Source organism: Spiribacter pallidus (assembly GCF_040838495.1).
Classification (GTDB): Bacteria; Pseudomonadota; Gammaproteobacteria; order Nitrococcales; family Nitrococcaceae; genus Spiribacter; species Spiribacter pallidus.
The window spans coordinates 414,956-437,870 of the sequence record NZ_JBAKFM010000001.1; the positions used below are offsets into that span (position 1 = coordinate 414,956).

Here is a 22,915-nt window from a genome sequence, read left to right on the forward strand (position 1 = left end):
CGCCATGGACATAACCCGTATCCGCGAACGCGTCGCCACGGACATGAAGGCGGTGGACACGATGATTACCGAGCGGCTGCGCTCGGATGTGGCGCTGATCAACCAGCTCGGACAGTACATCGTCGGCGGCGGAGGCAAGCGCCTGCGGCCCATGGTGACCGTTTTGACGGCACGGCTTGCTGGCCACCCACCGGACGACACCCGCCATGCGCTGCTCGCCGCCACCGTCGAGCTCATCCACACCGCCACCCTGCTGCATGATGATGTGGTAGATGACTCCGCCGTCCGCCGCGGACGCGATACGGCCAACCAGATCTGGGGCAACGAGGCCAGCGTCCTGGTGGGCGACTTTCTGTATACACGGGCTTTCCAGATGATGGTCGAGCTCGAGGATATGACCGTGATGTCGGTTTTCTCGCGGACCACCAATCAGATCGCCGAGGGTGAGGTCATGCAGCTGATGAACATCCATGACGCCGATGTCACCGAGACCCGCTACATGGAGATCATCCATCGCAAGACCGCTGTGCTGTTCGAGGCCGGCTGCCGGCTCGCCGCCCGGCTCTCTCACCCCGGCGACACCCGGCTGACCGACGCGGCGGCGGCCTACGGACGGCACCTGGGGATTGCCTTCCAGCTCGCCGACGACGCACTCGACTACGACGGCGACAGCGCCGCCACCGGCAAAAACATTGGCGATGATCTGGCGGAGGGCAAGCCGACCCTGCCGATTATCCACAGCCTGGCGCAAAGCCACGGCGAGGCCCGGACCGTCCTGCAGCGGGCCATCGAACAGGGCGGCCGTGAAGACATGACCCGAGTGGCCGAGACAATTGCGCAGACCGGGTCGATTGCCTATACTCGCGCGCTCGCCGAGGCCGAAGCCGACCGGGCGCTGGAGGCGCTGGAGGCCTTCCCGGAAAACGACTTCCGATCGGCGCTCAGTGATCTCGCCCGGTTTTCGGTCGGGCGGGACCACTAGTCCCAGAACGGGGTGTAGCTCAGCTTGGTAGAGCACTGTCTTCGGGAGGCAGGAGTCGCTGGTTCGAATCCAGTCACCCCGACCACTTATCGAATGCCTCAGGTTGTGAACCACTGCCCGGAACAACGGTGAAACCCATGCTGTGATCGACGTCCCTGACGGCGATTGGAGCAGCATCCGGTGCCCGCACCCCGAAGACGACCGGCCATTGCGCAGCAGCTCATCGACGAGGGTTTGGTCGACCCGGCGCAGATCGATGCGGCCCTCGAACGGGCCCGCCACCACAACCAGTCCCTGGTCCGCTACCTTCTGGATCATCGGCAGGTATCGCCGGCGGCACTGGCGGACTGCCTGGCGCGGCTTTTCGGGCTGCGCCTCTGCGACCCGGGCGCCGAGCATGAGCCCTCGCAGCTGCCGCCCCTGGACCCCGCCCTGTTGCGCCGCCTGCATGCCCTGCCGCTGCGAATCGGCGATGGCGGCCTGCTGGTGGCGGTCTCGGATCCGGGCAATGTCAACGCCCAGGAGACGATCCGCCTGAAAACCGGTTTATCCGTTACTCCGGTGATCGCTGCCGACGACCGCCTCAAGGCCTGTCTCGATGCACTTGCGCCCGAGGATGCCCCCGCCGCGGCGACACGCAAAAGCGCCATCACCCTTCGCGATGGCGATGACACCGGTGACGACTCACCGGCAGCCCGCTACATCGATGAACTCCTCGGTCGCGCTGCCGCCGAGGGGGCGTCGGATATCCATCTCGAACCACTGGCGGATGGCTACCGGATCCGGCTGCGTCAGGATGGATTGCTCGAGGAGACGGCCGTCCCGCCTGCGCCGCTCGGCCCGCGGTTGACAACCCGGCTGAAGGTCATGGCGCGTCTGGACATCGCCGAGCGACGCCTGCCGCAGGACGGCCGCATCCGCATCGCCCGTGACGCCGGCGCGCCGCTGGATTTCCGCGTCAGCACACTGCCCACGCTCTTTGGCGAAAAGCTGGTGCTGCGGCTGCTTGATGGCAGCCACCGTGCCCTGGCCCTGGATCGGCTGGGGATGACGGCCGCCCAGATCGAGCAGTACCGGCAGGCCCTGCAACGGCCCTATGGCATCATCCTGGTGACCGGGCCGACCGGCTCGGGCAAGACCATGACCCTCTACAGCGGCCTGGAGACGCTCAACACCCCCGAGCGCAATCTGCTCACCGTGGAGGATCCGGTCGAGATTCGCCTGCCTGGGGTCAACCAAGTCTCCATCAATCCGCGCATCGGACTGGATTTTCCCGCAGCGCTGCGCGCCTTTCTGCGACAGGACCCGGACATCATGATGGTCGGTGAGATCCGCGACCGCGAGACCGCCGAAATCGCCATCAAGGCGGCTCAAACCGGCCATCTCGTCCTCTCGACGCTGCATACCGACGATGCCCTGGGGGCCATTACAAGACTGGCCAACATGGGGATCCCGCGATGGAGTCTGGCGGCAACGCTCAATCTGATCACCGCGCAGCGTCTCGTGCGCTGCCTCTGCCCGGAATGCCGGCGGCCGGCCGGGCCGGCGGCGGGCGCCGAGGACCATGGATCCGATGGCAGCTGCCAATCGGGCGTCGACTTTGCGCCGGTCGGCTGTCACCGATGCCGCGACGGCTATGACGGCCGCACCGGCATCCACGAGCTGCTCGCCGTCACACCAGCGCTTGCCGAATGCATCGCCGCCGGCGGGACGCGATCGCAGCTGCTGTCGGCAGCCCGGCGAGCGGGTTATGAGAATCTGCATGCCATTGGTTTGCAGCGTGTCGCCGAGGGAGTCACCAGCCGCACCGAAATCGATCGCATCATCCGGTGATGAGAGCCATGCGAAGTTTCATCTGGCAGGGCACGGACCGGCACGGACGAAACCGGATGGGACTGGCGCCGGCACGCAGTCAACGGCAGCTCCAGCAACGGCTCCGCCACCAGGGGGTGATCACCACGCGGGCCCTCTCGCTGCCCGATTGGTTTGACCGGCTGATCAACCCCGCGCGTCCCCGACTGCGCGAGCAGGACATCACCCGCATCCTCCAGCGCATGGCCGCGCTCATCGACGCCGGCATCCCCCTGGCCCAGGCGCTGGAGATGCTCGCCGCCGAGGAACGGCACGGTGCCGGCCGCCGTCTGCTCGAGAGCCTCGCCGAGGGAATCGCCAGTGGCAGCGACCTGTCAGCGGTACTCGCCGAGTGGCCCAGCTGCTTCGATGAGCTGGCACGCGGGTTGATTGCCGCCGGTGAGCAGTCCGGCGAACTGCCCGCCCTGCTGCGTCGCATCGTCGATCATCGACAACGCCTGGCGCAGACGCGGCAGCGCCTGCGGCGGGCGCTTTTCTATCCTGGTCTGGTCCTGGCGGTCGCCCTGCTGGTCACCGCGGCATTACTGATTTTCGTCATCCCCCGTTTCGAGGCGATGTTCAGCGATCTCGATGCACCCTTGCCGGCATTCACCCAATCGGTGATTGACCTGTCACGCTGGTTTCGCACCGGCGGGGGGACGCTCGTCCCGATGCTGACCGGGTTGCTGCCATTGCTCTGGGGATTCGCCCGGTACCTGCCCCGCCTGCACCACCTGCGCGATCGGCTGCGGGTGCGACTGCCGATCTACGGCGGCGTTCATCGACGGGCGTTGCTGTGTCGTTTTGCCCGGACCCTGGCGTTGCTCCTGCGCGCCGATGTGCCGGCCACCGAGGCGTTGTCGGCGGTGGCACGGGCGCTGGATAACCACCACTACCAGCGGCTGGTCACGCGCATGGTTCACGAGCTCCGGGCCGGGCGCTCGATGGCCGATGCCATCGCCCGCAGCGAGGGCTTTTCGCCGGCACTGGCTCAGGTTGCCGCCGTAGGCGAGTCCACCGGCCGGCTACCCGCACTGCTTGATGAGCTAGCCGCTGCCGAGGAGGGCGAGCTCGAGCGGCGGGTCAGTGCCCTGACAAGCAGCATCGAGCCGTTGATGATGGCCTTGCTGGGCCTTTTGGTCGGCGCCCTGGTCTTCGCCATGTATCTGCCGGTCTTTCGCATGGGCGCGGTGTTTTGATGATCGCCGCCGACACCATTCATTACTGCATCGGCTTGAGCGCCTCGCTCGTGCTCGGTCTGGTATCGGGCAGCTTTCTGACCATGCTCACCCATCGGATAGCGCTGCGGTTGCTGCCGTTATGGCAAACCGAGTCGAACGGTCCCACGACCACCCCCGAGCGAGCCTGGCGTTCCTGCTGTCCTCGCTGCGGCGGGGTGATCCCCTGGTACCGCAACCTGCCGCTTGTGGGCTGGGCCATCGGCCTGGGGCGTTGTTCGGTCTGCCGGCAGCAGGTGAGCCTGCGTTATCCGGTCATCGAATCAGTGACCACCCTGGTAGTGATGGTGGTCTGGGCGACCCAGGCCGACCCGTGGCGGACCGCTGCCCTGACCCTCGTCAGTCTCTGGTTGGTGGCGTTGTCGGTGATTGACGCCGAGACACGGCTGCTGCCGGACAGCCTGACGCTCAGCGGTCTTTGGATCGGGCTGCTTTTGAGCGTCATGCCGGTGGCGTCCATGCCCGGGCCGAGTGGCGCCATCATCGGTGCGGCCGCGGGTTATGCACTACTGGCCGGGCTGAATTGCGCCTATCGCCTGGTGCGGGGCCACGATGGCCTGGGCGGCGGCGATTGCAAGCTCTTGGCGATGCTCGGCGCCTGGGCCGGACCCGCGGCCCTGCCAGTGGTTCTGCTGCTCGCCGCCGGCGGCGGCTGTCTCTGGCTGCTGGTGCGTCGCTGGCCTGGCACCGGCGGTGACAATCACCTCGCCTTTGGCCCCTGGCTCGCCCTGGCGGGCTGGATCACGCTAGTCTGGGGGCATGAGCGGTTCTACCTCTAGCCACAACGGCGTCGGCCTTCGGGTCGGGATGACCGGCGGTGTGGCCAGCGGCAAGTCCACGGTGTCACAGGCGTTTGCCCGGCTGGGGGTGCCGGTCATCGACACCGATGACCTGGCCCGTGAGGTCGTGGCCCCCGGCACCGAGGGGCTGGAAGCCGTCCGCGACGCCTTTGGGCCGGAGGTGATCACCGACGACGGGCAACTCGACCGACGGGCACTTCGGGATCGGATCTTTGCCGACCCGACCGCGCGCGAGACCCTCGAAGCCATTACCCATCCGCGAATCGAGGCTTTGATGGCGCAACGCCTCGCAGCCTTGACCACACCCTATGCCATCGTCGTCGTACCGCTGATGGTGGAGGCCGGTTGGCAGGATCATTTTGACCGTATCCTGCTTGTGGATGCCTCGGCCGCTGATCAGAAACGCCGCGTGATGCAACGCGACCAGCTCAGTGCGCCCGCTGCACGCCGAATGCTCGAAAACCAGGCCAATGCGGATCAACGCCGGGCCATCGCCGATGACATCATCGACAATCGGCACAACCACACGGCACTGCAGTCACAGATCGCAGCACTGGATCGTCGATATCGGGACCTGGCGGCGCGCCGGTCATCCCCCCCATTTGTGCCCACCGGCCCGAGTGAGTGAGAATGCCGCAGGATCCATTGGAGGGCATGCGTGGGCAATTCGGACGCATTGGATGAGCCAATCGTGTATGAGTATCCGCTCAACGAGCGGATGCGGACCTTCTTGCGTCTTGAGTTTCTGTTCGCCCAGTACCGCTTCGGCGCCGCCGGTGAAAGCGCTTGGCATACCCGTGAGGCTGTGAACGCACTGCTGGATGTCAAAAGCCTGCTCACTCGCAGCGATGTCCGCTCCGAGCTACAGAAAGAGCTCGACCGAATCGAGGCCAGCCTCACCCAGCTTGAGCAACGGCCCGAGGTCGACAGCGGTCTGCTCGAGCCGGTGATCCAGGACTGTAACGCGCTCGCCGGCCGGCTGCGCAATGCCCCCACCGGCATTCCGGCGGCGGTCAGCGACAACGCCTTTCTCACCACCATCGAACAACGCGCCGGCGTGCCCGGAGGCACCTGCGCCTTTGACCTGCCGGGCTATCATCTATGGCTCGAAACCCCGGTCGCCGAACGTCAGGCGCTTCTTGCGCACTGGCATGACGCCTTCGAGCTGATCGACAAGGGGGTCGCCATGGTACTCAAGCTGCTCCGGCACAGCGCCGACCCCATCGAAGAGAGTGCCCCCGGCGGCAATTTCCAGGCCATGCTCGACCGGGCCACCCCGTATCAGATGCTGCGCATCACCGTCCCGGGCGGTGCCGGCGTTTATCCAGAGATCAGCGGGAGCCGGCACTACTGCAACATCCGCTTCCTCCAGCAACCCCGCTCCGGCGAGCGACCCCAACAGGTGGACAACGATGTCTCGTTCATCCTGGAACGCTGTGTCATCTGATCAACCCGCGCAGGTCAGCTGCCCGCAATGTGGCACGCCGGTGCCGTGGACGGCATCGTCCACCTATCGGCCGTTCTGCTCGAGGCGCTGTCGGTTGGTCGACCTGGGGGAGTGGCTGGACGAAGGGCATCGTATTCCGGGCGAGCCCGCCGATCCCCCGCCACCCGGCGACAACGACCCCCACTAACCCGACAGGCCGGGCCAGAACCCGCGAATACCGGCAGCCCCCTGGCCGCCGTGGGTGATGGCCGTCTCGGTATCCGCCCGGCCCATGCCGCCGAGGGCGTAGACCGGTAGCCGGGCCGCGGCCACCGCGTCGGCAAACGCCGCCCACCCCAGCGGCGCTGCCCCCGGGTGACTGGCGGTCGGCGCCACGGGGCCAAGCACTGCAAAATCCGCACCCAGATCGGCCGCCCGCGCCAGCTCGGGGCCGTTGTGGCAGGAGGCCCCAATCCATGTAAAGCCCGACAGTGACTGTCGGTTGCAATCCCGCAATTGCCGGGCATTCAAATGCACACCGTCGGCGCCCGAGGCTTCGGCCAGTGTTGCATCGCCATTGACCAGCATCACGGCGCCGCCGGCATGGCATCGCTTGACCGCCTCACTGGCCAGTCGGTCACGGCCGGGCGATTCACCGCGGACCCGGAACTGAATCAGGCGCGTACCACCGGCCAGGCAGCGGTCGAGCTGCGCCAGCCAGTCGTCCGGGTCATGGCAGTCCGGGCTGATGATATAGGTGGATGGCAGGCGCAGGGCCGTGATGATTGCCCGGTTGCCGGCCGGAAACGCCACCGGATCGAGCGAATCAATCGCGACCCGGGCCAGGGGCTGGCCCTCGACGCCCTCGGGCTCACCGCTATAGGCGGTGACGCGCATCACATCAAGCACAACCTGCCGGTCGCCATAGTCGTACGGGATGCGAATCAATGGCGATGCCGCCTCCGCCGTCACGCCGAGCTCTTCTGCGAGCTCGCGCTGGAGTGCCGTGAACGGCGTTTCTCCGGGCTCGATCTTGCCGCCGGGAAACTCCCAGCGCCCCCCCTGGTGGCGATGGGCGTCGCGGCGGGCAATCACGATCCGGCCAGCGCCGTCCTGGACGACCCCGACGGCCACGTGGACCGGTCCCGCTCCGCTCATGCTCAGCTGCGGTATTCCGCATTGATGCGGACGTAATCATAGGAAAGGTCACAGGTCCAGACCGAGGCCTCGGCATCGCCGCGACCCAGCTGGATATCGAGGGTCAACTCATCGGCGCCCATGCGAGCCGCCGCCTTGCGCTCGTCATAATCCGGGCTCAATGCCCCGGCCTCGGCGATGGGATAATCGCCAATGGCGATCGACACCCGATCCAGCGCCAGGTCGGCGATCCCCGCCCGGCCCACCGCCGCCAGGATCCGCCCCCAGTTGGGATCACCGGCGAAAAGCGCGGTTTTGACCAGAGGCGACTGCGCCACCGTAAAGGCCACCTGCTCGGCCTCGGCCACTGTCCGCGCGCCGGCGACGCGGACCGTCACCAGCCGCGTTGCCCCCTCGCCATCGGCGACGATGGCCCGGGCAAGGCGCTGACAAAGCTGGCCGAGCGCCCGGGCGAACAGCCGCTCGTCTTCGGGGGTTTCAAGCCCGATGCCGCTGGCACCGGTGGCCACAAGGCTGCAGGCATCATTGGTCGAGGTATCCCCATCCACGGTGATGCGGTTGAAGCTCTCGGCGACGGCCACCTCCAACAACGCCTGGAGCCGGTTTTGCGGGATACGGATATCGCTGGCGATAAACGCCAGCATGGTCGCCATGTCCGGGCGGATCATGCCCGAGCCCTTGGCAATGCCGGTGAGTGTCACTTCGCCGCCGCTCAGCGGCAGACGCATGCTATCGCCCTTGGGCCGGGTATCGGTGGTGCGGATGCCATCGGCGGCCAGCGCCCAGCCCTCGTCGCTCAGCGCCTCCAGCGCCTGCGGCAGGGCCGCGTCGATGCGATCGGCGGCGAGCGGTTCACCGATGACCCCGGTCGAAAACGGCAGGACTTCGCTGGCCTGACACCCGGTCAAATCGGCCAGGGCCTGGCAGTTCTGGGCCACGGCCCGTTCGCCATGTTCGCCGGTCCCGGCGTTGGCATTCCCGGTATTGATCAACCAGTAGCGTGGCGACAGGGCCGCCAGATGGGCCTCGGCGGTCCGCACCGGCGCGGCACGGAACCGGTTGCGGGTGAATACCGCCGCGACCTCACTGCCGGGCGCCAGCGAGAAGACCACCAGGTCGAGTTCGTCGGCCTTGCGGACACCGGCGCTGACGGTGGCCACCCGGACCCCGTCGACCGGATGGAGCCGCGGCAGGCGATCATTGCCAACAGCCACGCCGCCCGCCGCCTAGAGTTGGCCGTGACAGTGTTTGTATTTCTTGCCCGAGCCGCAGGGGCAAGGCTCGTTGCGCCCGACCTTGCGTTGACCCCGGACAAACGGCTGGCGCTCGCCCTCGGCCGCCTGGGTTGACGCGCCCTGGTCACCGGCGAGGGCGTTGGCCTCGGCATGCTGGAACTGCATGGCGCGGGCCCGCTCGGCCTCGCGGCGTTGCTCGGCCGCCTGGGCATCCTCCTGACTGCGCACATTGACGTTGAACAGAATGCGGATTGCCTCGCGCTTAATCGCCCCGAGCATCTCCTGGAACATCGCGAAGGCTTCTTTTTTGAACTCCTGCTTGGGATCGCGCTGTGCCATCCCCCGCAGACTGATGCCCTGGCGCATGTAATCCATGGCCGCGAGATGCTCTTTCCACTGATTGTCCAGCACCTGCAGCAGAAAGCTTTTCTCGACCTCGCGCATATCCACGCCGATGGCCTGGACCTCCTGTTCCTTGGCCCGGTAGTGCGTGGCAATCTGCTCGTTAACACGCGCGAGGACGCCTTCGCGATCGAGTTCGGCATCGGCCTCCAGCCATTCGCCCACGGGTGCGTCGACCCCGAACTGCCCCCGCAGGGCCTCTTCCAGTCCCGGGATGTCCCACTGATCCTCGATGGTACCCGGCGGCATGTGCTCGTTCATCAGTTCGCCGAGGACGTCGTCCTGCATATCAACGATGGTCCCGGAGATATCCTCCGAGACGAGCAGCTCGTTGCGCTGGGCGTACACCACCCGACGCTGGTCGTTGGCCACATCGTCAAAATCCAGCAGATGCTTTCGCATATCGAAGTTATGGGCCTCGACCTTGCGCTGGGCGTTCTCGATCACCCGCGAGACCATGCCGCTTTCGATGGCCTCGCCCTCTTGCATGCCCAGACGCTGCATCATTCCCGAGACCCGCTCGGAGGCAAAGATGCGCAACAGGCTGTCATCGAGCGAGAGGAAAAAGCGTGTCGAGCCCGGATCGCCCTGACGGCCCGAACGCCCCCGCAGCTGATTGTCGATACGTCGCGACTCATGGCGCTCGGTGCCGATGACATGCAGCCCACCGGCTTCCAGGACCGCATCATGACGGGATTGCCAGTCCTCGCGCAGCGCCGCCTGACTGGCCTCATCGGCCGACTCACCCAGGGCGGCCAGCTCGACATCGAAGTTGCCGCCCAGCACGATGTCGGTGCCCCGTCCGGCCATGTTGGTGGCAATGGTCACCGCCCCCGGCCGCCCGGCCTGGGCAACAATGCCGGCCTCGCGCTCGTGCTGTTTGGCGTTCAGCACCTCATGGTTGATGCCTGCCTCACGCAACGCCTGCGAGATGCGCTCGGAGCTCTCGATGGAGGTGGTCCCCACCAGCACCGGCTGCCCGCGGCCATTACAGTCTTTGATGTCCTCGATAATGGCGTTGTATTTGTCTTCCTGATTGAGAAAGACCAGATCATGATGGTCGGCGCGGATCATCGGCCGATGGGTGGGCACCACCGCCACTTCCAGGCCATAGATGTGCTGGAACTCGTAGGCCTCGGTATCGGCGGTGCCGGTCATCCCGGCGAGCTTGTCGTAGAGCCGGAAGTAATTCTGAAAGGTGATCGATGCCAGTGTCTGGTTCTCGGCCTGGATCTCCACCCCTTCCTTGGCCTCGACCGCCTGGTGCAGCCCCTCCGACCAGCGTCGCCCGGGCATGGCACGGCCGGTGAATTCATCGACAATGACAATCTGCCCGTTCTGCACCAGATAGTGGACGTCGCGCTGATACAGGGTGTGGGCGCGCAGGGCCGCATTGAGATGATGGACCATGACGATGTTGCGCGCGTCGTAAAGACTCTCGCCCTCGGCGAGCAGGCCGGCCTCCTGCAACAGGACCTCGGCGCGCTCCTGGCCTGATTCGGTCAGAAAGGCCTGCCGGGATTTCTCATCGAGGTAGTAATCGCCCGGGCCGTCCTCTTCTTCCTGGGGTTCGAGCCGGGGGACCAGTCGATTCATCTGCTCGTAGAGATCGCCCGCCTGCTCGGCCTTTCCGGAGATGATCAGCGGCGTGCGCGCCTCGTCGATAAGGATCGAATCCACCTCGTCGACGATGGCGAAATGCTGGCCGCGCTGCATCTGATCCTCGGCACGCAGGGCCATGTTGTCGCGCAGATAATCAAAGCCGAACTCGTTGTTGGTCCCGTAGGTGATATCCGCCTGATAGGCCGCCTTTTTATCCGTCGGCTCCATGCCCGGCACCACCACGCCAACCTCCATGCCCAGCGCCCGGAAGACGCGTCCCATCCATTCCGCGTCGCGACGGGCCAGGTAGTCGTTGACCGTGACGATATGGACACCCTCGCCGGATAAGGCGTTGAGATAGGCCGGCAGTGTGGCCACCAGTGTCTTGCCTTCGCCGGTTTTCATCTCGGCGATCCGCCCCTGGTGGAGAATCATCCCGCCAATGAGCTGGACGTCGAAGTGACGCAGCCCCAGGGTGCGACGGGCGGCCTCCCGGACCACGGCAAACGCCTCGGGCAGCAGATCATCCAGCCGCTCCCCCGCCGCCAGGCGTTCGCGCAGTGCCGGGGTCATGGCTGCCAGCTGCTGATCATCCAGTCCCTCGAGATGGGACTCGTGCTGATTGATCCGCTCGACTTGGCGACTCAGCCGCTTGATCAGTCGATCGTTGCGACTACCGAATATCTTTTTTGCAATTCCGCTGATCATGAGGACCCGATCGCAGAGGTGAATGACGCGCTACTATAGCGCATCAACCAGGGGATGAGCAGGAGCAGGCATGGCCGGCAACCGACCCGGATCGCCCCGACGGATCAACGGCGTGATGAAAGCGACCGGCGGTGATATCCGCGATATCGAACGCCACACGCGCTGGCTGGTGCAGACCGGCAACCGTCTGCAATCGGTACTCCCCGAGCGTCTGCAGGGCCACTGGCAGCTGGCTGCGATCGACGCCGACGCGCTGGTGCTGGTCGCCGAAAGCCCGGTCTGGGCCACGCCCCTTCGTGGTTATCAGCAGGCTTTGCTGGACGCCGCCGGCGAGATCATCGGCCACCGACCGGCGGCACTACGGGTTCGTCTGGCCAAACCGGTCAACCGCCGCCCGAGGGCCGCCTCGCCCGCGCTGAGCCACGAGGCAGTCCGTTATCTGGAAAACGCCGCCGAAGGGATGGTGGACCCGCGGCTGGCCGATGGGTTGCGACGTCTGGCATCAAGACGGCGCGGGGGATAGGTCGCGCGGTCAGGTCACCGGCAGGGGCTGGTCGTAGGCAATGGGGACCGTTGTCTCATCCTCGAAGGTCACCTCTTCCCAGGCATCACGCTGGTGCAGCAACTCGCGCAGCAGGCGGTTGTTCATCTCGTGGCCCGACTTGTAGCCATGAAAGGCACCGATGAGGCTGCGGTTGAGCTGATACAGATCGCCAATGGCATCGAGAATCTTGTGCTTGGCGAACTCGTCGTGATACCGAAGCCCGTCCTCGTTGAGGACCCGATAATCGTCGACGACGATGGCGTTATCCAGACTCCCGCCGAGGGCGAGGTTGTTCTGCCTGAGATGCTCGATATCGCGCATGAAGCCGAAGGTCCGCGCCCGACTGACTTCCTTGACGAACGAGGTGGATGAAAAATCCACCTCCGCGGTGCGCTCACCGCTTTTGAACACCGGATGGTCGAAGTCCAGCGAATAGCCGACCTTGAAGCCGTTATAGGGCTCGAAGCTGACACGCTTGCCATCCGGGTCTTCGAGACTCAACGGCCGGGTGATGCGGACAAACCGCTTGGGCGCATCCTGCTCGAGGGTGCCCGCCGAACGGATCAAAAACACGAATGGCCCGGCGCTGCCATCCATAATGGGCACCTCCGGGGCGGAGAGATCCACATAGGCGTTGTCGATCCCCAGGCCGGCCATCGCCGAGAGCAGATGCTCGACGGTGGCCACCCGCACCTCATCGCGGCTGAGACAGGTAGAGAGCACCGTATCGCCAACGTTCTCGGGATGGGCGGCGATTTCCACCACCGGATCCAGGTCGACCCGGCAGAACCGGATGCCACTGTTGGCCGGTGCCGGGCGGAGGGTCAGGTAGACCTTCTCACCGGTATGGAGGCCGACGCCGGTTGCCCGGATGCTGTTTTTCAGCGTACGTTGTCGAATCATTGTGGCGCTACTCGCCTGATTGGTGCCGCAAAAATATTGCGGCAGTATAACAAAAACCTCAGCCAGTCGTCGTAACCACGGCTCAGTCCGCCTGCCGGCGCAGGAATGCCGGTATATCCAGGTACTCCATGTCGGCCTCGGCATTGTTGCCACCGGCCGCCGCGGCCTTGCGCGCAACGGCCGGGCGCTCCAGCTCGTTGTAATCGACATCGCCGTTGCTGGTCCGCGCCACCAACCGGGGGGTGGGGACGGCCTCGGCCGCCGGCTGACTCGGGGCCAGGCCGGTAGCCACCACGGTCACCCGCAGCTCGCCTTCCAGCTCGGGGTCGATCACCGTGCCGACCACCACGGTGGCATCCTCTGAGGCGAATTCCTTCACGGCATTGCCCACCTCGTCGAATTCGCCAATGGATAGATCCAGCCCGGCGGTGACATTGACCAGGATGCCGTGGGCGCCGGCGATGTTGGCATCCTCGAGCAGCGGACAGGCAATGGCCCGTTCGGCGGCCTCGCGGGCGCGACCCTCGCCATTCGCCTCGCCCGAGCCCATTACGGCCATGCCCATTTCGGACATCACGGTCCGCACGTCGGCAAAGTCGACGTTGATCAGCCCCGGGCGGGTAATGAGCTCGGCAATGCCCTTGACCGCGCCAAGCAAGACGTCATTGGCCGATTTAAAGGCATTGAGCAGCGTCAGCTCCTTGCCCAGCACCGAGAGCAGTTTTTCGTTGGGAATGGTGATCAGCGAATCCACCTCGCGCTCGAGCTCACGGATGCCCTCTTCGGCCACCCCCATGCGCTTGTTGCCCTCGAAGGGGAAGGGCTTGGTCACCACCGCAACGGTGAGTACGCCCATTTCGCGGGCCACCTGGGCGACAACCGGCGCCGCCCCGGTGCCCGTGCCACCGCCCATGCCGGCGGTGATGAACACCATATCGGCGCCGTCCAGGACCTCGGCAATCCGCTCGCGATCACCCTCGGCCGCCTCCCGGCCGACCTGCGGGTTGGCACCGGCGCCCAGCCCCTTGGTAATACCCTGGCCAAGCTGCAACGTCGTCCGGGCGGTGCTGTTGCGCAGCGCCTGGGCATCGGTATTGGCGCAGACAAAGTCCACGCCGTCGACATCCGCCGAGACCATGTGCTGAACGGCGTTGCCGCCGCCGCCACCGACACCGATGACCTTGATCACCGCGTTCTGATTGTAGGCATCCATTAATTCAAACATCTTCACACCCTCCATCAAGCATCAGAAATTACCCTTGAACCAGTCCCGCATCCGGTTCCAGACGCTGCGAAACCCGGGGGTTCCGCCGCCCAGATCCGGACGCGATTCGCTGCGGTGGCGGTAGCCGCAATGCAGCAGCCCCACCCCGGTTGCATAGATCGGATTGCGGACCACGTCGGTGAGTCCGGTCATGTGTTGTGGCTGGCCAAGCCGCACCGGGGTGTGGAACACCTCCTCGGCCAGCTCGACCACGCCTTCCATCTTGGCGCTGCCGCCGGTCAACACGACGCCGGCGGCAATCAGGTCCTCAAAGCCGCTGCGCCGCAGCTCGGCCTGGATGAGCGTAATCAACTCTTCGTAACGGGGCTCCACCACCTCGGCCAGCGTCTGGCGGGACAGCCGCCGCGGCGGCCGATCACCCACCGAGGGCACTTCGATGGTCTCCTCGGTGCCGGCCAGCTGCGAGAGTGCGCAGGCATAGCGCATCTTGATCTCCTCGGCATGCTGGGTCGGCGTGCGCAGGGCCACGGCAATGTCATTGGTGACCTGATCGCCGGCAATGGGGATCACCGCGGTATGACGGATGGCGCCATCGGTGAACACGGCGATATCGGCCGTGCCCCCGCCGATGTCCACTAGGCATACGCCAAGCTCCTTTTCGTCCTCGGTGAGCACCGCGTAGCTGGAGGCGAGCTGCTCCAGGACGATGTCATCCACCTCCAGGCCACAGCGGCGGATGCATTTGACGATGTTCTGGGCAGCACTCACCGCGCCGGTGACCATGTGGACCTTGGCCTCGAGCCGGACCCCCGACATGCCGATCGGCTCGCGGACCCCTTCCTGGCTGTCGATGATGTATTCCTGGGGCAGGGTATGGAGGATTTCCTGATCGGCGGGAATGGCCACCGCCCGCGCGGCATCCAGCACCCGCTCGACATCCCCGGTGGTGACTTCCTTGTCCTTGATGGCGACGATGCCGTGCGAGTTCAGGGATCGGACATGGCTGCCGGCGATGCCGACATACACCGAGTGGATCTGGCAGCCGGCCATGAGCTCGGCCTCCTCCACCGCCCGCTGGATCGACTGGACCGTGGACTCGATATTGACGACCACGCCCTTTTTCAGCCCCCGGGAGGGATGAGAGCCGATCCCGATCACCTCCAGCGCGCCATCGGGCTGCATCTCGCCCACAATGGCGACCACTTTGGAGGTGCCGATGTCGAGTCCGACCAATAGATTCCGTTCCTGTTTACGTGTCATCAACTGCGTCCTCGTCCTGCCAGCGCAGGGCAAAGCCATTGGGATAGCGCAGATCGGCCCGTGCCAGCCGCTTTTGCTGCGCGTCGGATAGGGCCGGCCAGGCGGCAACAAAGCGCTTCAGCCGCTCGGTTACCGCCTCCCGGCCCAGGCGGATGAGCCCGCCGCCGGCTAGCTCCAGCGTCCAGGCCCGTCGTTCGTCCAGGGTCAATCCGCTCGGCTGCAGACCCAGCGGCGAGAGCAGTGCCTCGAACTCGCGAAATCGCGCCAGCACCCTGGATGCGCTTCCGGGTGGCCCCGCCAGGGCGGGCAATGGCTGCTCGGGCAGCGTCCGGGGCTGGAACACCTGGCCGGCGGTATTCATCAACGCCACACCACCCCAGCGGGCTACGGGCTTTTGCTCGCGCACCGTCACCTGCAGCGCATCGGGCCAAATGCGGCGGACACTGGCGGTGGCCACCCATGGCAGGGACTCCACACCGCGCCGGACCGCGGCCACCTCCACGCCCAGAAAGCCACCATCCAGCCGCCCCCGCAGGGCCTCGCGCAGTCGGGACTCGCGCACCCGGGCCAGTTCGCCGTCGAAGCGCACCGTATCCAGGGGCAACACGCGTGGCATCTGCCAGTGTTCGCCCAACCACGAAGCCAGCCCCGATGCGCCCAGCCCCAGGGCCAGCAGCAGCAGAATCCATCGGGCTTGCCGGAACTGCGATCTCACGTTGCTTCACCGTGCCTCCAGCTCGTCAGCAGAATCCGCCAGACCAGCGTGGCCATATCCAGACCGTGGGCCGCCGCCGCCGCAGGGACCAGCGAGTGATCGGTCATGCCGGGGATGGTGTTGACCTCGAGCAGCCAGAAATCGCCCCGCTCGTCGGCCATGACATCCACCCGTCCCCAGCCCCGGGCGTCGATGGCGGCAAAGGCGTCACGGGCGAGCCCCTGCAGGGCCGATTCACGCTCGGCTGACAGGCCACAGGGGATGGTCATGCGTGTCGCCTCGGAGCGGTATTTGGCCTCGAAGTCATAGAACGGCTCGGCGACGTCGATGCGGATGGGCGGCAGGATCTCGTCGCCCAGCACCGCCACCGTGTATTCGGTGCCGACAATGCAGCGCTCGACCAGGGCGGCCTCGCCGTATTGCCGGGCCGCCGCCACCGCCGCAGCCAGATCGTCCTCGTGGTCCACCGGCGTCGTCCCCAGGCTGGAGCCCTCGCGCAGCGGTTTGACAAAAACCGGGAACCCCAGCGCTTGGGCCACCGCGGCCGACGAGTCGGCGGAGGTGACCACGCGATAGGCCGGTGTCGGCAGTCCCAGCGCCTGCCAGATCTGTTTGCTGCGCAATTTATCCATCCCCAGCGCCGAGCCCAGCACGCCGCTGCCGGTGTAGGGGATATCGAGGCTCTCCAACGCCCCCTGCATGGTGCCGTCCTCGCCACCGGGCCCATGCAGCGCAATGAAGGCCCGATCAAAGGCGGTCAGATCCGCCAGGGGGCGGGGCAATGGGTCAAACGCCTCGGCATCGACCCCCAGCGCAACCAGAGCATCGAGACATGTCTGTCCACTGGCCAGAGAGATGGCGCGCTCGGCGGATGCGCCGCCCATCATCACCGCGACACGTCCCATGTCGGCTGCCGTGGGCATCGGCTCAGTGACCATGGTGCAAAGCCTCCCCGACGATCCGCACTTCCGGCTCCAGGTCAACGCCATGGGTCTGTCGGACCGTCTGTCTGATCCGCTGGATGAGCGCCTCGATATCCGCGGCACTGGCCGAGCCCTCGTGGACGATGAAGTTGGCATGCTTTACCGAGACCCGGGCCCCGCCTTCGCGAGCCCCCTTGAGCCCCGCGCGCTCGATCAGCCGGGCCGCATGATCGCCCGGCGGATTGCGAAACACCGACCCGCCACTGGCCATGCCGGTGGGCTGACGCTCGGCCCGCTCGGCGAGAAGCGAGCGGATCTCCGATTCGAGCGCCGCCGGATCGCCCCCGGTGCCAAAGGCGAACAACGCCGCGGTAAACCATTCATCGTCCGGGCCGCGCAGGCTTCGATACCCCGCCTGATAATCCGCTGCCGGGCGTCGGCGGCTGGCACCGGTGGCATCCACCGTGTCCACCGCCTCGATTATCCGCCAGGTCTCGCCCCCCCAGGCACCCGCGTTCATGGCCAGTGCGCCGCCGATGGTGCCGGGGATCCCGATCAGATAGCCGGCCCCGGTATAGCCCTGGCGGGCGCACCATCTCGCCAGCTTGGCGCAGGGCACACCGGCCTCGGCCAGGACCCGTCCGGCACCCAGGTCGTGGATGGCGCCCAGCCCCTTTTGCAGCCGGATCACCGTGCCGCGGACACCCCCGTCGCGAACCAGCAGGTTGCTGCCAAGGCCCAGCCAGAAGAGCGGTTCGAGGCGCTGGTCACTGCCCATGAAAGCGCCCAGATCGCTGGCGTCGGCGGGTTCATAGAGCTGATCGGCCGGCCCACCGACCCGCCAGGTCGTGTAGCGCGCCATCGCAACACCCTGCCGCAAACGGCCCCGCAGCATGTTCATGGCGCCCCCCTGTCGCTGACAAGCGACGGCAGAACCGAGCCAATGCTGCCCGCCCCCAGGGTGATCACCACATCATCGGCGCACAGTCGGTCGGGCAGCAGTCCCTGGAGCTCTTCGATGTCCTCGACAAAGACCGGATCAACCTGGCCGCGATTGCGGATGGCCCGGCAGAGGCTACGGCCATCGGCCCCGTTGATCGGCGCCTCGCCGGCGGGATAGACCTCGCTGATCAGCAGCACATCCGCGGCGCTCAACACCCGGACGAAATCCTCGAAAAGATCGCGGGTACGGCTGTAGCGATGGGGCTGGAAGGCCACCACCAGCCGGCGGCCCGGCCAGTTGCTACGCAATGCCTCGATCACCGCTTCGATCTCGCGGGGATGATGACCATAGTCATCCATGAGCAGCGCTTCTCCCCCGGCGACCGGCAGCCGGCCAATGGTCTGAAAACGTCGCCCGATCCCGGCAAATCCCGCGAGGGCCCGCACGATCGCCTCGTCGGGCACTGACAGCGAGCGGGCAACGGCGATCGCGCCGAGGGCATTGAGCACGTTGTGGCGACCGGGCAGATTGAGCGTCACGGCAAGCGGTTCGCGATCGGCGGCGCGGAGGATGAAATGACTACGACCGGCGTCGGCGCGGACATCGGTGGCCTGCAGATCGGCGCTGTCGGCGAACCCGTAGGTTAGCACCGGTCGGCCGATATCGGCGGCCATGGCCTTGAGCTCGGCGTCGTCGTCGCAAAGCACCGCCCGGCCATAGAACGGCAGATGGTGGAGGAACTCGACAAACGTCGCGCGCAGGCGCTGGAAATCGCCGCCATAGGTATCCAGGTGATCGGCATCGATATTAGTGACCACCGCCATCATGGGGTTGAGATACAAAAACGAGGCATCGCTCTCATCCGCCTCGGCCACCAGGTAGCGTCCGGCCCCGAGGCGGGCGTGACTCGCGGCGCTGTTGAGCCGGCCGCCGATCACGAAGGTGGGGTCAAGATCGGCCTCTGCCAGAATGCTCGCCACCAGACTGGTCGTGGTGGTCTTGCCATGGGTGCCGGCGACGGCAATCCCAAAGCGAAAACGCATCAACTCGGCCAGCATCTCGGCCCTGGGCACGATCGGGATTCGACGGCGACGGGCCGCTGCGACCTCGGGGTTGTCCCCGGTGACCGCGGTAGAAGTGACGATGGCATCCGCCGCATCGATCCGCGTTGCATCATGGCCAATGGCGATGTCCGCCCCCAGCCCTCGCAGATGCGCGACCACCGCGTTCTCGCGCAGGTCCGATCCGGACACCCGGTAGCCGAGATTGAGCATGACCTCGGCGATACCCCCCATCCCGGCGCCGCCGATGCCCACAAAATGCAAGTGCTGCACCTGGCCCATGTCGCCCGGGGCGCCAGTGATCGGTGCGGTGACCTGCTTCATGCCGCCACCTCCAGGCAGATATCCGCCACCTGCTCGGCGGCGCGGGGACGGCCCAGCGCACGCGCTGCCTCGGCGCGTCGGGTCAGTGCCTCGCGATCCGGCAACAGCACCGAGAGCCGCTGCGCCAGGGCCTCGGGGGTGAGTTGATGGTTGGCGATCATCTCCGCCGCACCGGCGTCGACAAGCCATTGGCCGTTGGCGGTCTGATGGTCATCCACGGCATGGGGGAACGGCACCAGGATGGCCGCGAGGCCCGCAGCGGCCAGCTCTGAGACGGTCAGCGCTCCGGCCCGGCAGATGACCAGATCCGCGCGTTCATAAACTGTCGCCACATCATCGATAAAAACGCGCAGATCCGCTTCGACGCCGGCCTGGTCGTAGGCCTGGCGGGCGTCATCGATGGTCCGTTCACCGGCCTGATGCATCACCACCGGGCGCTGCGCTTCCGGCAGCCGCGCCAGTGCCGCCGGCACAACCCGATTGAGGGTCAGCGCACCCAGGCTGCCGCCCAGCACCAGCACGCACGGGGGCTGCGGGTGCTGTGGGTAGCGCTCGCCGGGTGGGTCGAGCGCCGCGATATCCGGGCGAACCGGGTTGCCGACAAACTCGCCCGGCTTGCCCTCGAACGTCGCACCCAGGCCGGTCAACACCCGCCGGGCGATGCGGGCAAGCCAACGGTTGGTCATGCCTGAGATGGCATTCTGCTCGTGGATGACCAGCGGGCAACGGCACAACCAGGCCGCCACACCTGCCGGACCGGTGACATACCCGCCCATACCCAGCATCACGCCGGTGCCATGGCGACGGATCAGTCCCATGGTCATCACCATGGCACGCAGGATGCTCAGCGGCGCCTTCAGCCAGCCAACCGGTCCGTTGCCGCGCAGACCGCGGACCGGCAGCCGCGCGAAGGTCAACCCGGCCTCGGGCACGATGCGGGCCTCCAACCCGTGGGCCGTGCCCAGCCAGACCACCTCGACCCCACGGCGGGTGAGGGCCTGCGCCACCGCGAGGGCCGGAAACACATGCCCGCCGGTGCCGCCGGCAGCGATGAACACCGTCTGCCCGCTCATGACCAACCCCCGGCATGGCGCACTGTCGCCGATCGGGCCGCCTGACGGCGTTCGAGCTCGACACGCAACAAAACACCAATGGCGGCCAGGGTCATCACCAGGCTGCTGCCGCCATAGCTCATCAACGGCAGGGTCAGGCCCTTGGTCGGCAACAGGCCCAGATTGACCCCCATGTTGACGAACGCCTGCAGGGCAATCGCCACGCCGATGCCAAAGGCCAACAGCCCGCCAAACAGATTGCCGTCGCGAATGCTGGCCGATCCAATCCGGCAGGCCCGCCAGACCAGAACGCTGAAAAGGCCGATCACCACCGTCATGCCCATGACACCCAGTTCCTCAGCCAGCACCGCGAAGAGGAAATCGGTATGCGCCTCGGGCAGGTAGAAAAGCTTCTGGACGCTGTTGCCCAGCCCGACGCCGGTCCACTCGCCCCGACCGACCGCGATCAGGGACTGGGTGAGCTGAAAGCCGGTGTCAAATGGATCCGACCATGGATCGCGGAAAGCGGTCATGCGCTCGAGTCGATAGGGTTTGGAGACGATCAGATAGGTCAATAGACCCGCCCCGGCGGCGGCGATGCCGAGGAATGGCAGCAACGGCATCCCGGCAATGAAAAAGATCGTCGCCAGCGTGATGGTGAGCACCACCAATGCGCCAAAATCCGGCTGCGCCAGCAGCAATCCGGCGGTGGCGGCAAAGACCAGCCCGGCGGGCAGCAACGGACGGAGCGACCCCTTGAGCACCGTGGCGTGCCGCTGGAGAAAGGCCGCGAAGTAGACCAGAAGACACAACCGGGCCACCTCGGCGGCCTGCACATTCACCGGGCCCACCGGGATCCAGCGCGTGGCGCCATTGACCTCGCGTCCCACGCCGGGGACCAGCACCAGCAACAGCAGAAAGAACCCGAAAAGCAGCAGCAGCGGGGACAGCGCCTCGAGCACATCCAATGGCATGCGAAGCGCCACCAGCAAGGCAACCCCCGCGGGCAACAGATACAGGGTCTGACGCCACAGCAGATCCAGCGAACCGCCGCCATCCGCGCCGGAGACCGCCACCGACGCCGATGCCACCATGACCAGACCAATGCCCAGGATCATCAGGACGCTGACCATCAAGGGACGATCAAGATCATCGCGCCAGCCCGCACGCTGGCCGAGCAGGGCTTCGAGGCGTGGATGAAGGGCCATGTCAGCCATCGGCCAGTCCCTCCACCTGTTGCCGAAAGCACTCGCCACGGGCGCGGTAATCCCGGAACTGATCAAGACTCGCACAAGCCGGCGAGAGCAGAATGGCATCCCCCGGGCAGGACAGATGCAGCGCTTCAACCACTGCGCTCGGCAGATCGTCCACCACGCGCAATGGCACCTGCCCGGCAAGGACCTGCTCGAGGACCGGCGCATCGCGTCCGTACACCACAACGCCACGGGCCCGATCCGCGAGCACGCTGGCAAGCCCATCGAACCGCTGTCCCTTGGCATCGCCACCGGCGATGAGCACCAGCGAGCGTTCGAGGCCAGCGACCGCAGCTACGGCGGCTGATTCGTTGGTGGCCTTCGAATCGTTGATCCACAGCCGGCCACAATGCTCACCCAGCGATTCCATGCGATGCCCCAGCCCGGCGAATGCGCGCAGCGCCTGCACCATGGCCCCGGTACCCAACCCGGCGGCTTCGCCGATGGTCAACGCGGCGAGGGCATTCTCGCTGTTATGCCCACCGATGAGCGGCAGATCCCGACGCGGCATGACCGGCACATCGCCATGGCAAAACCAGGGCATGCCCTTGTGCATCGCCAGTCGCCAGTGATCGGCGCCGTCACGGGCGCCGGCCGTGTGTCCAAACCAGCGCACCGCCGCCGCTGACGGCGCCATGGCGCTGACCCACGGGTCGTCGGCATTGAGCACGGCCGTGGACGCGCCATTCAGGATCCGCGCCTTGGCCGCGGCGTAGTCGGCCATCGAATCGTAACGATCGAGATGATCGGCGCTGAGGTTGAGTACCGCACCGACCACCGGGGTGAGTGTCTCGGTGCTCTCGAGCTGAAAACTCGATAGCTCAAGGACATAAAGTCCGGCATCCGGCCGGGCGGCCAGCAGATCCAGAGCCGCCGGGCCCAGATTGCCGCCGGCGACGGCATCGCAGCCATCGGCCTGTGCCATGGCGGCGATCATGCGAGTCACCGTGCTCTTGCCATTGGTCCCGGTAATCGCAATCACCGGTGCCGAAACCTGTCGGGCGAAAAGTTCCACCTCGCCGATGACCGGCTGCCCCCGATCGACTGCAGCGCGCAGGCCAGGCTCGCGCCGGTCGACGCCCGGGCTCACCACCACCTCATCGGCGCGCGCCAGCCACGCATCATCCAGCGGCCCGGTGATCAACGGCACCTGCGGATAGTCCCTCTGCAAGGCCTCGGCCATGGGCGGATGGTCCCGGGTATCCAGCACCGCCACCTGACGCCGGGCAGCGATGAGTTGACGCACGCAGGCGAGCCCGGAGGCTCCAAGCCCCACGACAACCGCCTCGTACCGCTGTGCCTGCATGATG

At 66.3% G+C, this 22,915-nt stretch carries 21 protein-coding genes and 1 tRNA gene; 9 read left to right on the plus strand and 13 right to left on the minus strand.

Features of this window, described 5'->3' with window-relative positions:
- Window positions 1-4 precede the first annotated feature (4 nt).
- From V6X73_RS02020 to yacG, 8 genes are all read left to right on the plus strand, one after another.
- Window positions 5-982 (plus strand): polyprenyl synthetase family protein, encoded by a 978-nt coding sequence (locus V6X73_RS02020; protein ID WP_367957986.1) that lies wholly within the window; start codon window positions 5-7, stop codon window positions 980-982.
- 8 nt (window positions 983-990) lie between these two features.
- A tRNA-Pro gene (locus V6X73_RS02025) sits at window positions 991-1,067 on the plus strand.
- A gap of 95 nt (window positions 1,068-1,162) precedes the next feature.
- Window positions 1,163-2,815, plus strand: coding sequence for a GspE/PulE family protein (locus V6X73_RS02030; protein WP_367957985.1), 1,653 nt, complete (start codon window positions 1,163-1,165; stop codon window positions 2,813-2,815).
- Between the two features lie 8 nt (window positions 2,816-2,823).
- Window positions 2,824-4,032: a type II secretion system F family protein gene (locus V6X73_RS02035; RefSeq protein WP_367981206.1), complete on the plus strand. Its 1,209-nt coding sequence runs from the start codon at window positions 2,824-2,826 to the stop codon at window positions 4,030-4,032.
- Window positions 4,032-4,850, plus strand: a complete 819-nt coding sequence (locus V6X73_RS02040; protein ID WP_367957983.1) for a prepilin peptidase — start codon at window positions 4,032-4,034, stop codon at window positions 4,848-4,850. The genes V6X73_RS02035 and V6X73_RS02040 overlap by 1 nt, the downstream gene beginning before the upstream one ends.
- Window positions 4,831-5,499: a dephospho-CoA kinase gene (coaE, locus tag V6X73_RS02045; protein ID WP_367957982.1), complete on the plus strand. Its 669-nt coding sequence runs from the start codon at window positions 4,831-4,833 to the stop codon at window positions 5,497-5,499. Before V6X73_RS02040 ends, coaE begins: the two co-directional genes overlap by 20 nt.
- A gap of 30 nt (window positions 5,500-5,529) precedes the next feature.
- The gene (gene zapD / locus V6X73_RS02050; RefSeq protein WP_367981207.1) at window positions 5,530-6,318 is read left to right on the plus strand and encodes a cell division protein ZapD; all 789 of its coding nucleotides are present in this window, start codon (window positions 5,530-5,532) and stop codon (window positions 6,316-6,318) included.
- Window positions 6,284-6,505, plus strand: coding sequence for a DNA gyrase inhibitor YacG (yacG, locus tag V6X73_RS02055; protein WP_367957980.1), 222 nt, complete (start codon window positions 6,284-6,286; stop codon window positions 6,503-6,505). The genes zapD and yacG overlap by 35 nt, the downstream gene beginning before the upstream one ends.
- Here the strand turns inward: yacG and V6X73_RS02060 are convergent.
- Genes V6X73_RS02060 through secA form a run of 3 tightly spaced genes read right to left on the minus strand, consistent with a single transcriptional unit; the run spans window position 6,502 to window position 11,402 of the window.
- Complete coding sequence (locus V6X73_RS02060) at window positions 6,502-7,455, minus strand: Nudix family hydrolase (protein WP_367957979.1); 954 nt, start codon at window positions 7,453-7,455, stop codon at window positions 6,502-6,504. The genes yacG and V6X73_RS02060 overlap by 4 nt on opposite strands.
- Window positions 7,456-7,457: 2 nt before the next feature.
- Window positions 7,458-8,669 (minus strand): bifunctional glutamate N-acetyltransferase/amino-acid acetyltransferase ArgJ, encoded by a 1,212-nt coding sequence (gene argJ / locus V6X73_RS02065; protein ID WP_367957978.1) that lies wholly within the window; start codon window positions 8,667-8,669, stop codon window positions 7,458-7,460.
- A gap of 12 nt (window positions 8,670-8,681) precedes the next feature.
- A complete protein-coding gene (gene secA / locus V6X73_RS02070; RefSeq protein WP_367957977.1) occupies window positions 8,682-11,402 on the minus strand; it encodes a preprotein translocase subunit SecA in 2,721 nt (906 codons plus the stop codon).
- A 70-nt stretch (window positions 11,403-11,472) separates the two neighbouring features.
- On the opposite strand from secA, the gene V6X73_RS02075 reads away from it, so the two are divergent.
- Window positions 11,473-11,925: a DciA family protein gene (locus tag V6X73_RS02075; protein WP_367957976.1), complete on the plus strand. Its 453-nt coding sequence runs from the start codon at window positions 11,473-11,475 to the stop codon at window positions 11,923-11,925.
- 9 nt (window positions 11,926-11,934) lie between these two features.
- Here the strand turns inward: V6X73_RS02075 and lpxC are convergent, their stop codons facing one another.
- The 10 genes from lpxC to murD form a co-directional block, all read right to left on the minus strand.
- Complete coding sequence (lpxC, locus tag V6X73_RS02080; protein WP_367957975.1) at window positions 11,935-12,849, minus strand: UDP-3-O-acyl-N-acetylglucosamine deacetylase; 915 nt, start codon at window positions 12,847-12,849, stop codon at window positions 11,935-11,937.
- Between the two features lie 82 nt (window positions 12,850-12,931).
- Window positions 12,932-14,074 carry a cell division protein FtsZ gene (ftsZ, locus tag V6X73_RS02085; protein ID WP_367957974.1) on the minus strand — a complete coding sequence of 381 codons (1,143 nt, stop codon included), beginning with the start codon at window positions 14,072-14,074 and terminating at the stop codon, window positions 12,932-12,934.
- A 21-nt stretch (window positions 14,075-14,095) separates the two neighbouring features.
- Window positions 14,096-15,334, minus strand: coding sequence for a cell division protein FtsA (gene ftsA / locus V6X73_RS02090; protein WP_367957973.1), 1,239 nt, complete (start codon window positions 15,332-15,334; stop codon window positions 14,096-14,098).
- Window positions 15,324-16,049, minus strand: coding sequence for a cell division protein FtsQ/DivIB (locus tag V6X73_RS02095; RefSeq protein ID WP_367957972.1), 726 nt, complete (start codon window positions 16,047-16,049; stop codon window positions 15,324-15,326). The genes ftsA and V6X73_RS02095 overlap by 11 nt, the downstream gene beginning before the upstream one ends.
- Window positions 16,046-16,987 carry a D-alanine--D-alanine ligase gene (locus V6X73_RS02100; protein WP_367957971.1) on the minus strand — a complete coding sequence of 314 codons (942 nt, stop codon included), beginning with the start codon at window positions 16,985-16,987 and terminating at the stop codon, window positions 16,046-16,048. Before V6X73_RS02100 ends, V6X73_RS02095 begins: the two co-directional genes overlap by 4 nt.
- Window positions 16,977-17,873 (minus strand): UDP-N-acetylmuramate dehydrogenase, encoded by an 897-nt coding sequence (gene murB, locus V6X73_RS02105; protein WP_367957970.1) that lies wholly within the window; start codon window positions 17,871-17,873, stop codon window positions 16,977-16,979. The genes V6X73_RS02100 and murB overlap by 11 nt, the downstream gene beginning before the upstream one ends.
- Window positions 17,870-19,300, minus strand: coding sequence for a UDP-N-acetylmuramate--L-alanine ligase (gene murC / locus V6X73_RS02110; RefSeq protein WP_367957969.1), 1,431 nt, complete (start codon window positions 19,298-19,300; stop codon window positions 17,870-17,872). The genes murB and murC overlap by 4 nt, the downstream gene beginning before the upstream one ends.
- Window positions 19,297-20,373 (minus strand): undecaprenyldiphospho-muramoylpentapeptide beta-N-acetylglucosaminyltransferase, encoded by a 1,077-nt coding sequence (gene murG, locus V6X73_RS02115; RefSeq protein ID WP_367957968.1) that lies wholly within the window; start codon window positions 20,371-20,373, stop codon window positions 19,297-19,299. Before murG ends, murC begins: the two co-directional genes overlap by 4 nt.
- On the minus strand, window positions 20,370-21,569 hold the full coding sequence (ftsW, locus tag V6X73_RS02120) for a putative lipid II flippase FtsW (RefSeq protein ID WP_367957967.1): 1,200 nt from the start codon (window positions 21,567-21,569) through the stop codon (window positions 20,370-20,372). Before ftsW ends, murG begins: the two co-directional genes overlap by 4 nt.
- Entirely contained in the window at window positions 21,562-22,911 is a 1,350-nt protein-coding gene (gene murD / locus V6X73_RS02125) for a UDP-N-acetylmuramoyl-L-alanine--D-glutamate ligase (RefSeq protein ID WP_367957966.1), read from the minus strand. The genes ftsW and murD overlap by 8 nt, the downstream gene beginning before the upstream one ends.
- Window positions 22,912-22,915 lie beyond the last annotated feature (4 nt).

Excerpts from the sequence above, each read along its gene's own strand:
- V6X73_RS02020 (WP_367957986.1), top strand. The coding sequence starts at position 5 with ATGGACATAACCCGTATCCGCGAACGCGTCGCCACGGACATGAAGGCG.
- V6X73_RS02035 (WP_367981206.1), top strand. The coding sequence starts at position 2,824 with ATGCGAAGTTTCATCTGGCAGGGCACGGACCGGCACGGACGAAACCGG.
- V6X73_RS02040 (WP_367957983.1), top strand. The coding sequence starts at position 4,032 with ATGATCGCCGCCGACACCATTCATTACTGCATCGGCTTGAGCGCCTCG.
- coaE (WP_367957982.1), top strand. The coding sequence starts at position 4,831 with ATGAGCGGTTCTACCTCTAGCCACAACGGCGTCGGCCTTCGGGTCGGG.
- yacG (WP_367957980.1), top strand. The coding sequence starts at position 6,284 with ATGTCTCGTTCATCCTGGAACGCTGTGTCATCTGATCAACCCGCGCAG.
- V6X73_RS02060 (WP_367957979.1), bottom strand. The coding sequence starts at position 7,455 with ATGAGCGGAGCGGGACCGGTCCACGTGGCCGTCGGGGTCGTCCAGGAC.
- secA (WP_367957977.1), bottom strand. The coding sequence starts at position 11,402 with ATGATCAGCGGAATTGCAAAAAAGATATTCGGTAGTCGCAACGATCGA.
- V6X73_RS02075 (WP_367957976.1), top strand. The coding sequence starts at position 11,473 with ATGGCCGGCAACCGACCCGGATCGCCCCGACGGATCAACGGCGTGATG.
- lpxC (WP_367957975.1), bottom strand. The coding sequence starts at position 12,849 with ATGATTCGACAACGTACGCTGAAAAACAGCATCCGGGCAACCGGCGTC.
- ftsZ (WP_367957974.1), bottom strand. The coding sequence starts at position 14,074 with ATGTTTGAATTAATGGATGCCTACAATCAGAACGCGGTGATCAAGGTC.
- ftsA (WP_367957973.1), bottom strand. The coding sequence starts at position 15,334 with ATGACACGTAAACAGGAACGGAATCTATTGGTCGGACTCGACATCGGC.
- V6X73_RS02100 (WP_367957971.1), bottom strand. The coding sequence starts at position 16,987 with ATGGTCACTGAGCCGATGCCCACGGCAGCCGACATGGGACGTGTCGCG.
- murB (WP_367957970.1), bottom strand. The coding sequence starts at position 17,873 with ATGAACATGCTGCGGGGCCGTTTGCGGCAGGGTGTTGCGATGGCGCGC.
- murC (WP_367957969.1), bottom strand. The coding sequence starts at position 19,300 with ATGAAGCAGGTCACCGCACCGATCACTGGCGCCCCGGGCGACATGGGC.
- murG (WP_367957968.1), bottom strand. The coding sequence starts at position 20,373 with ATGAGCGGGCAGACGGTGTTCATCGCTGCCGGCGGCACCGGCGGGCAT.
- ftsW (WP_367957967.1), bottom strand. The coding sequence starts at position 21,569 with ATGGCTGACATGGCCCTTCATCCACGCCTCGAAGCCCTGCTCGGCCAG.
- murD (WP_367957966.1), bottom strand. The coding sequence starts at position 22,911 with ATGCAGGCACAGCGGTACGAGGCGGTTGTCGTGGGGCTTGGAGCCTCC.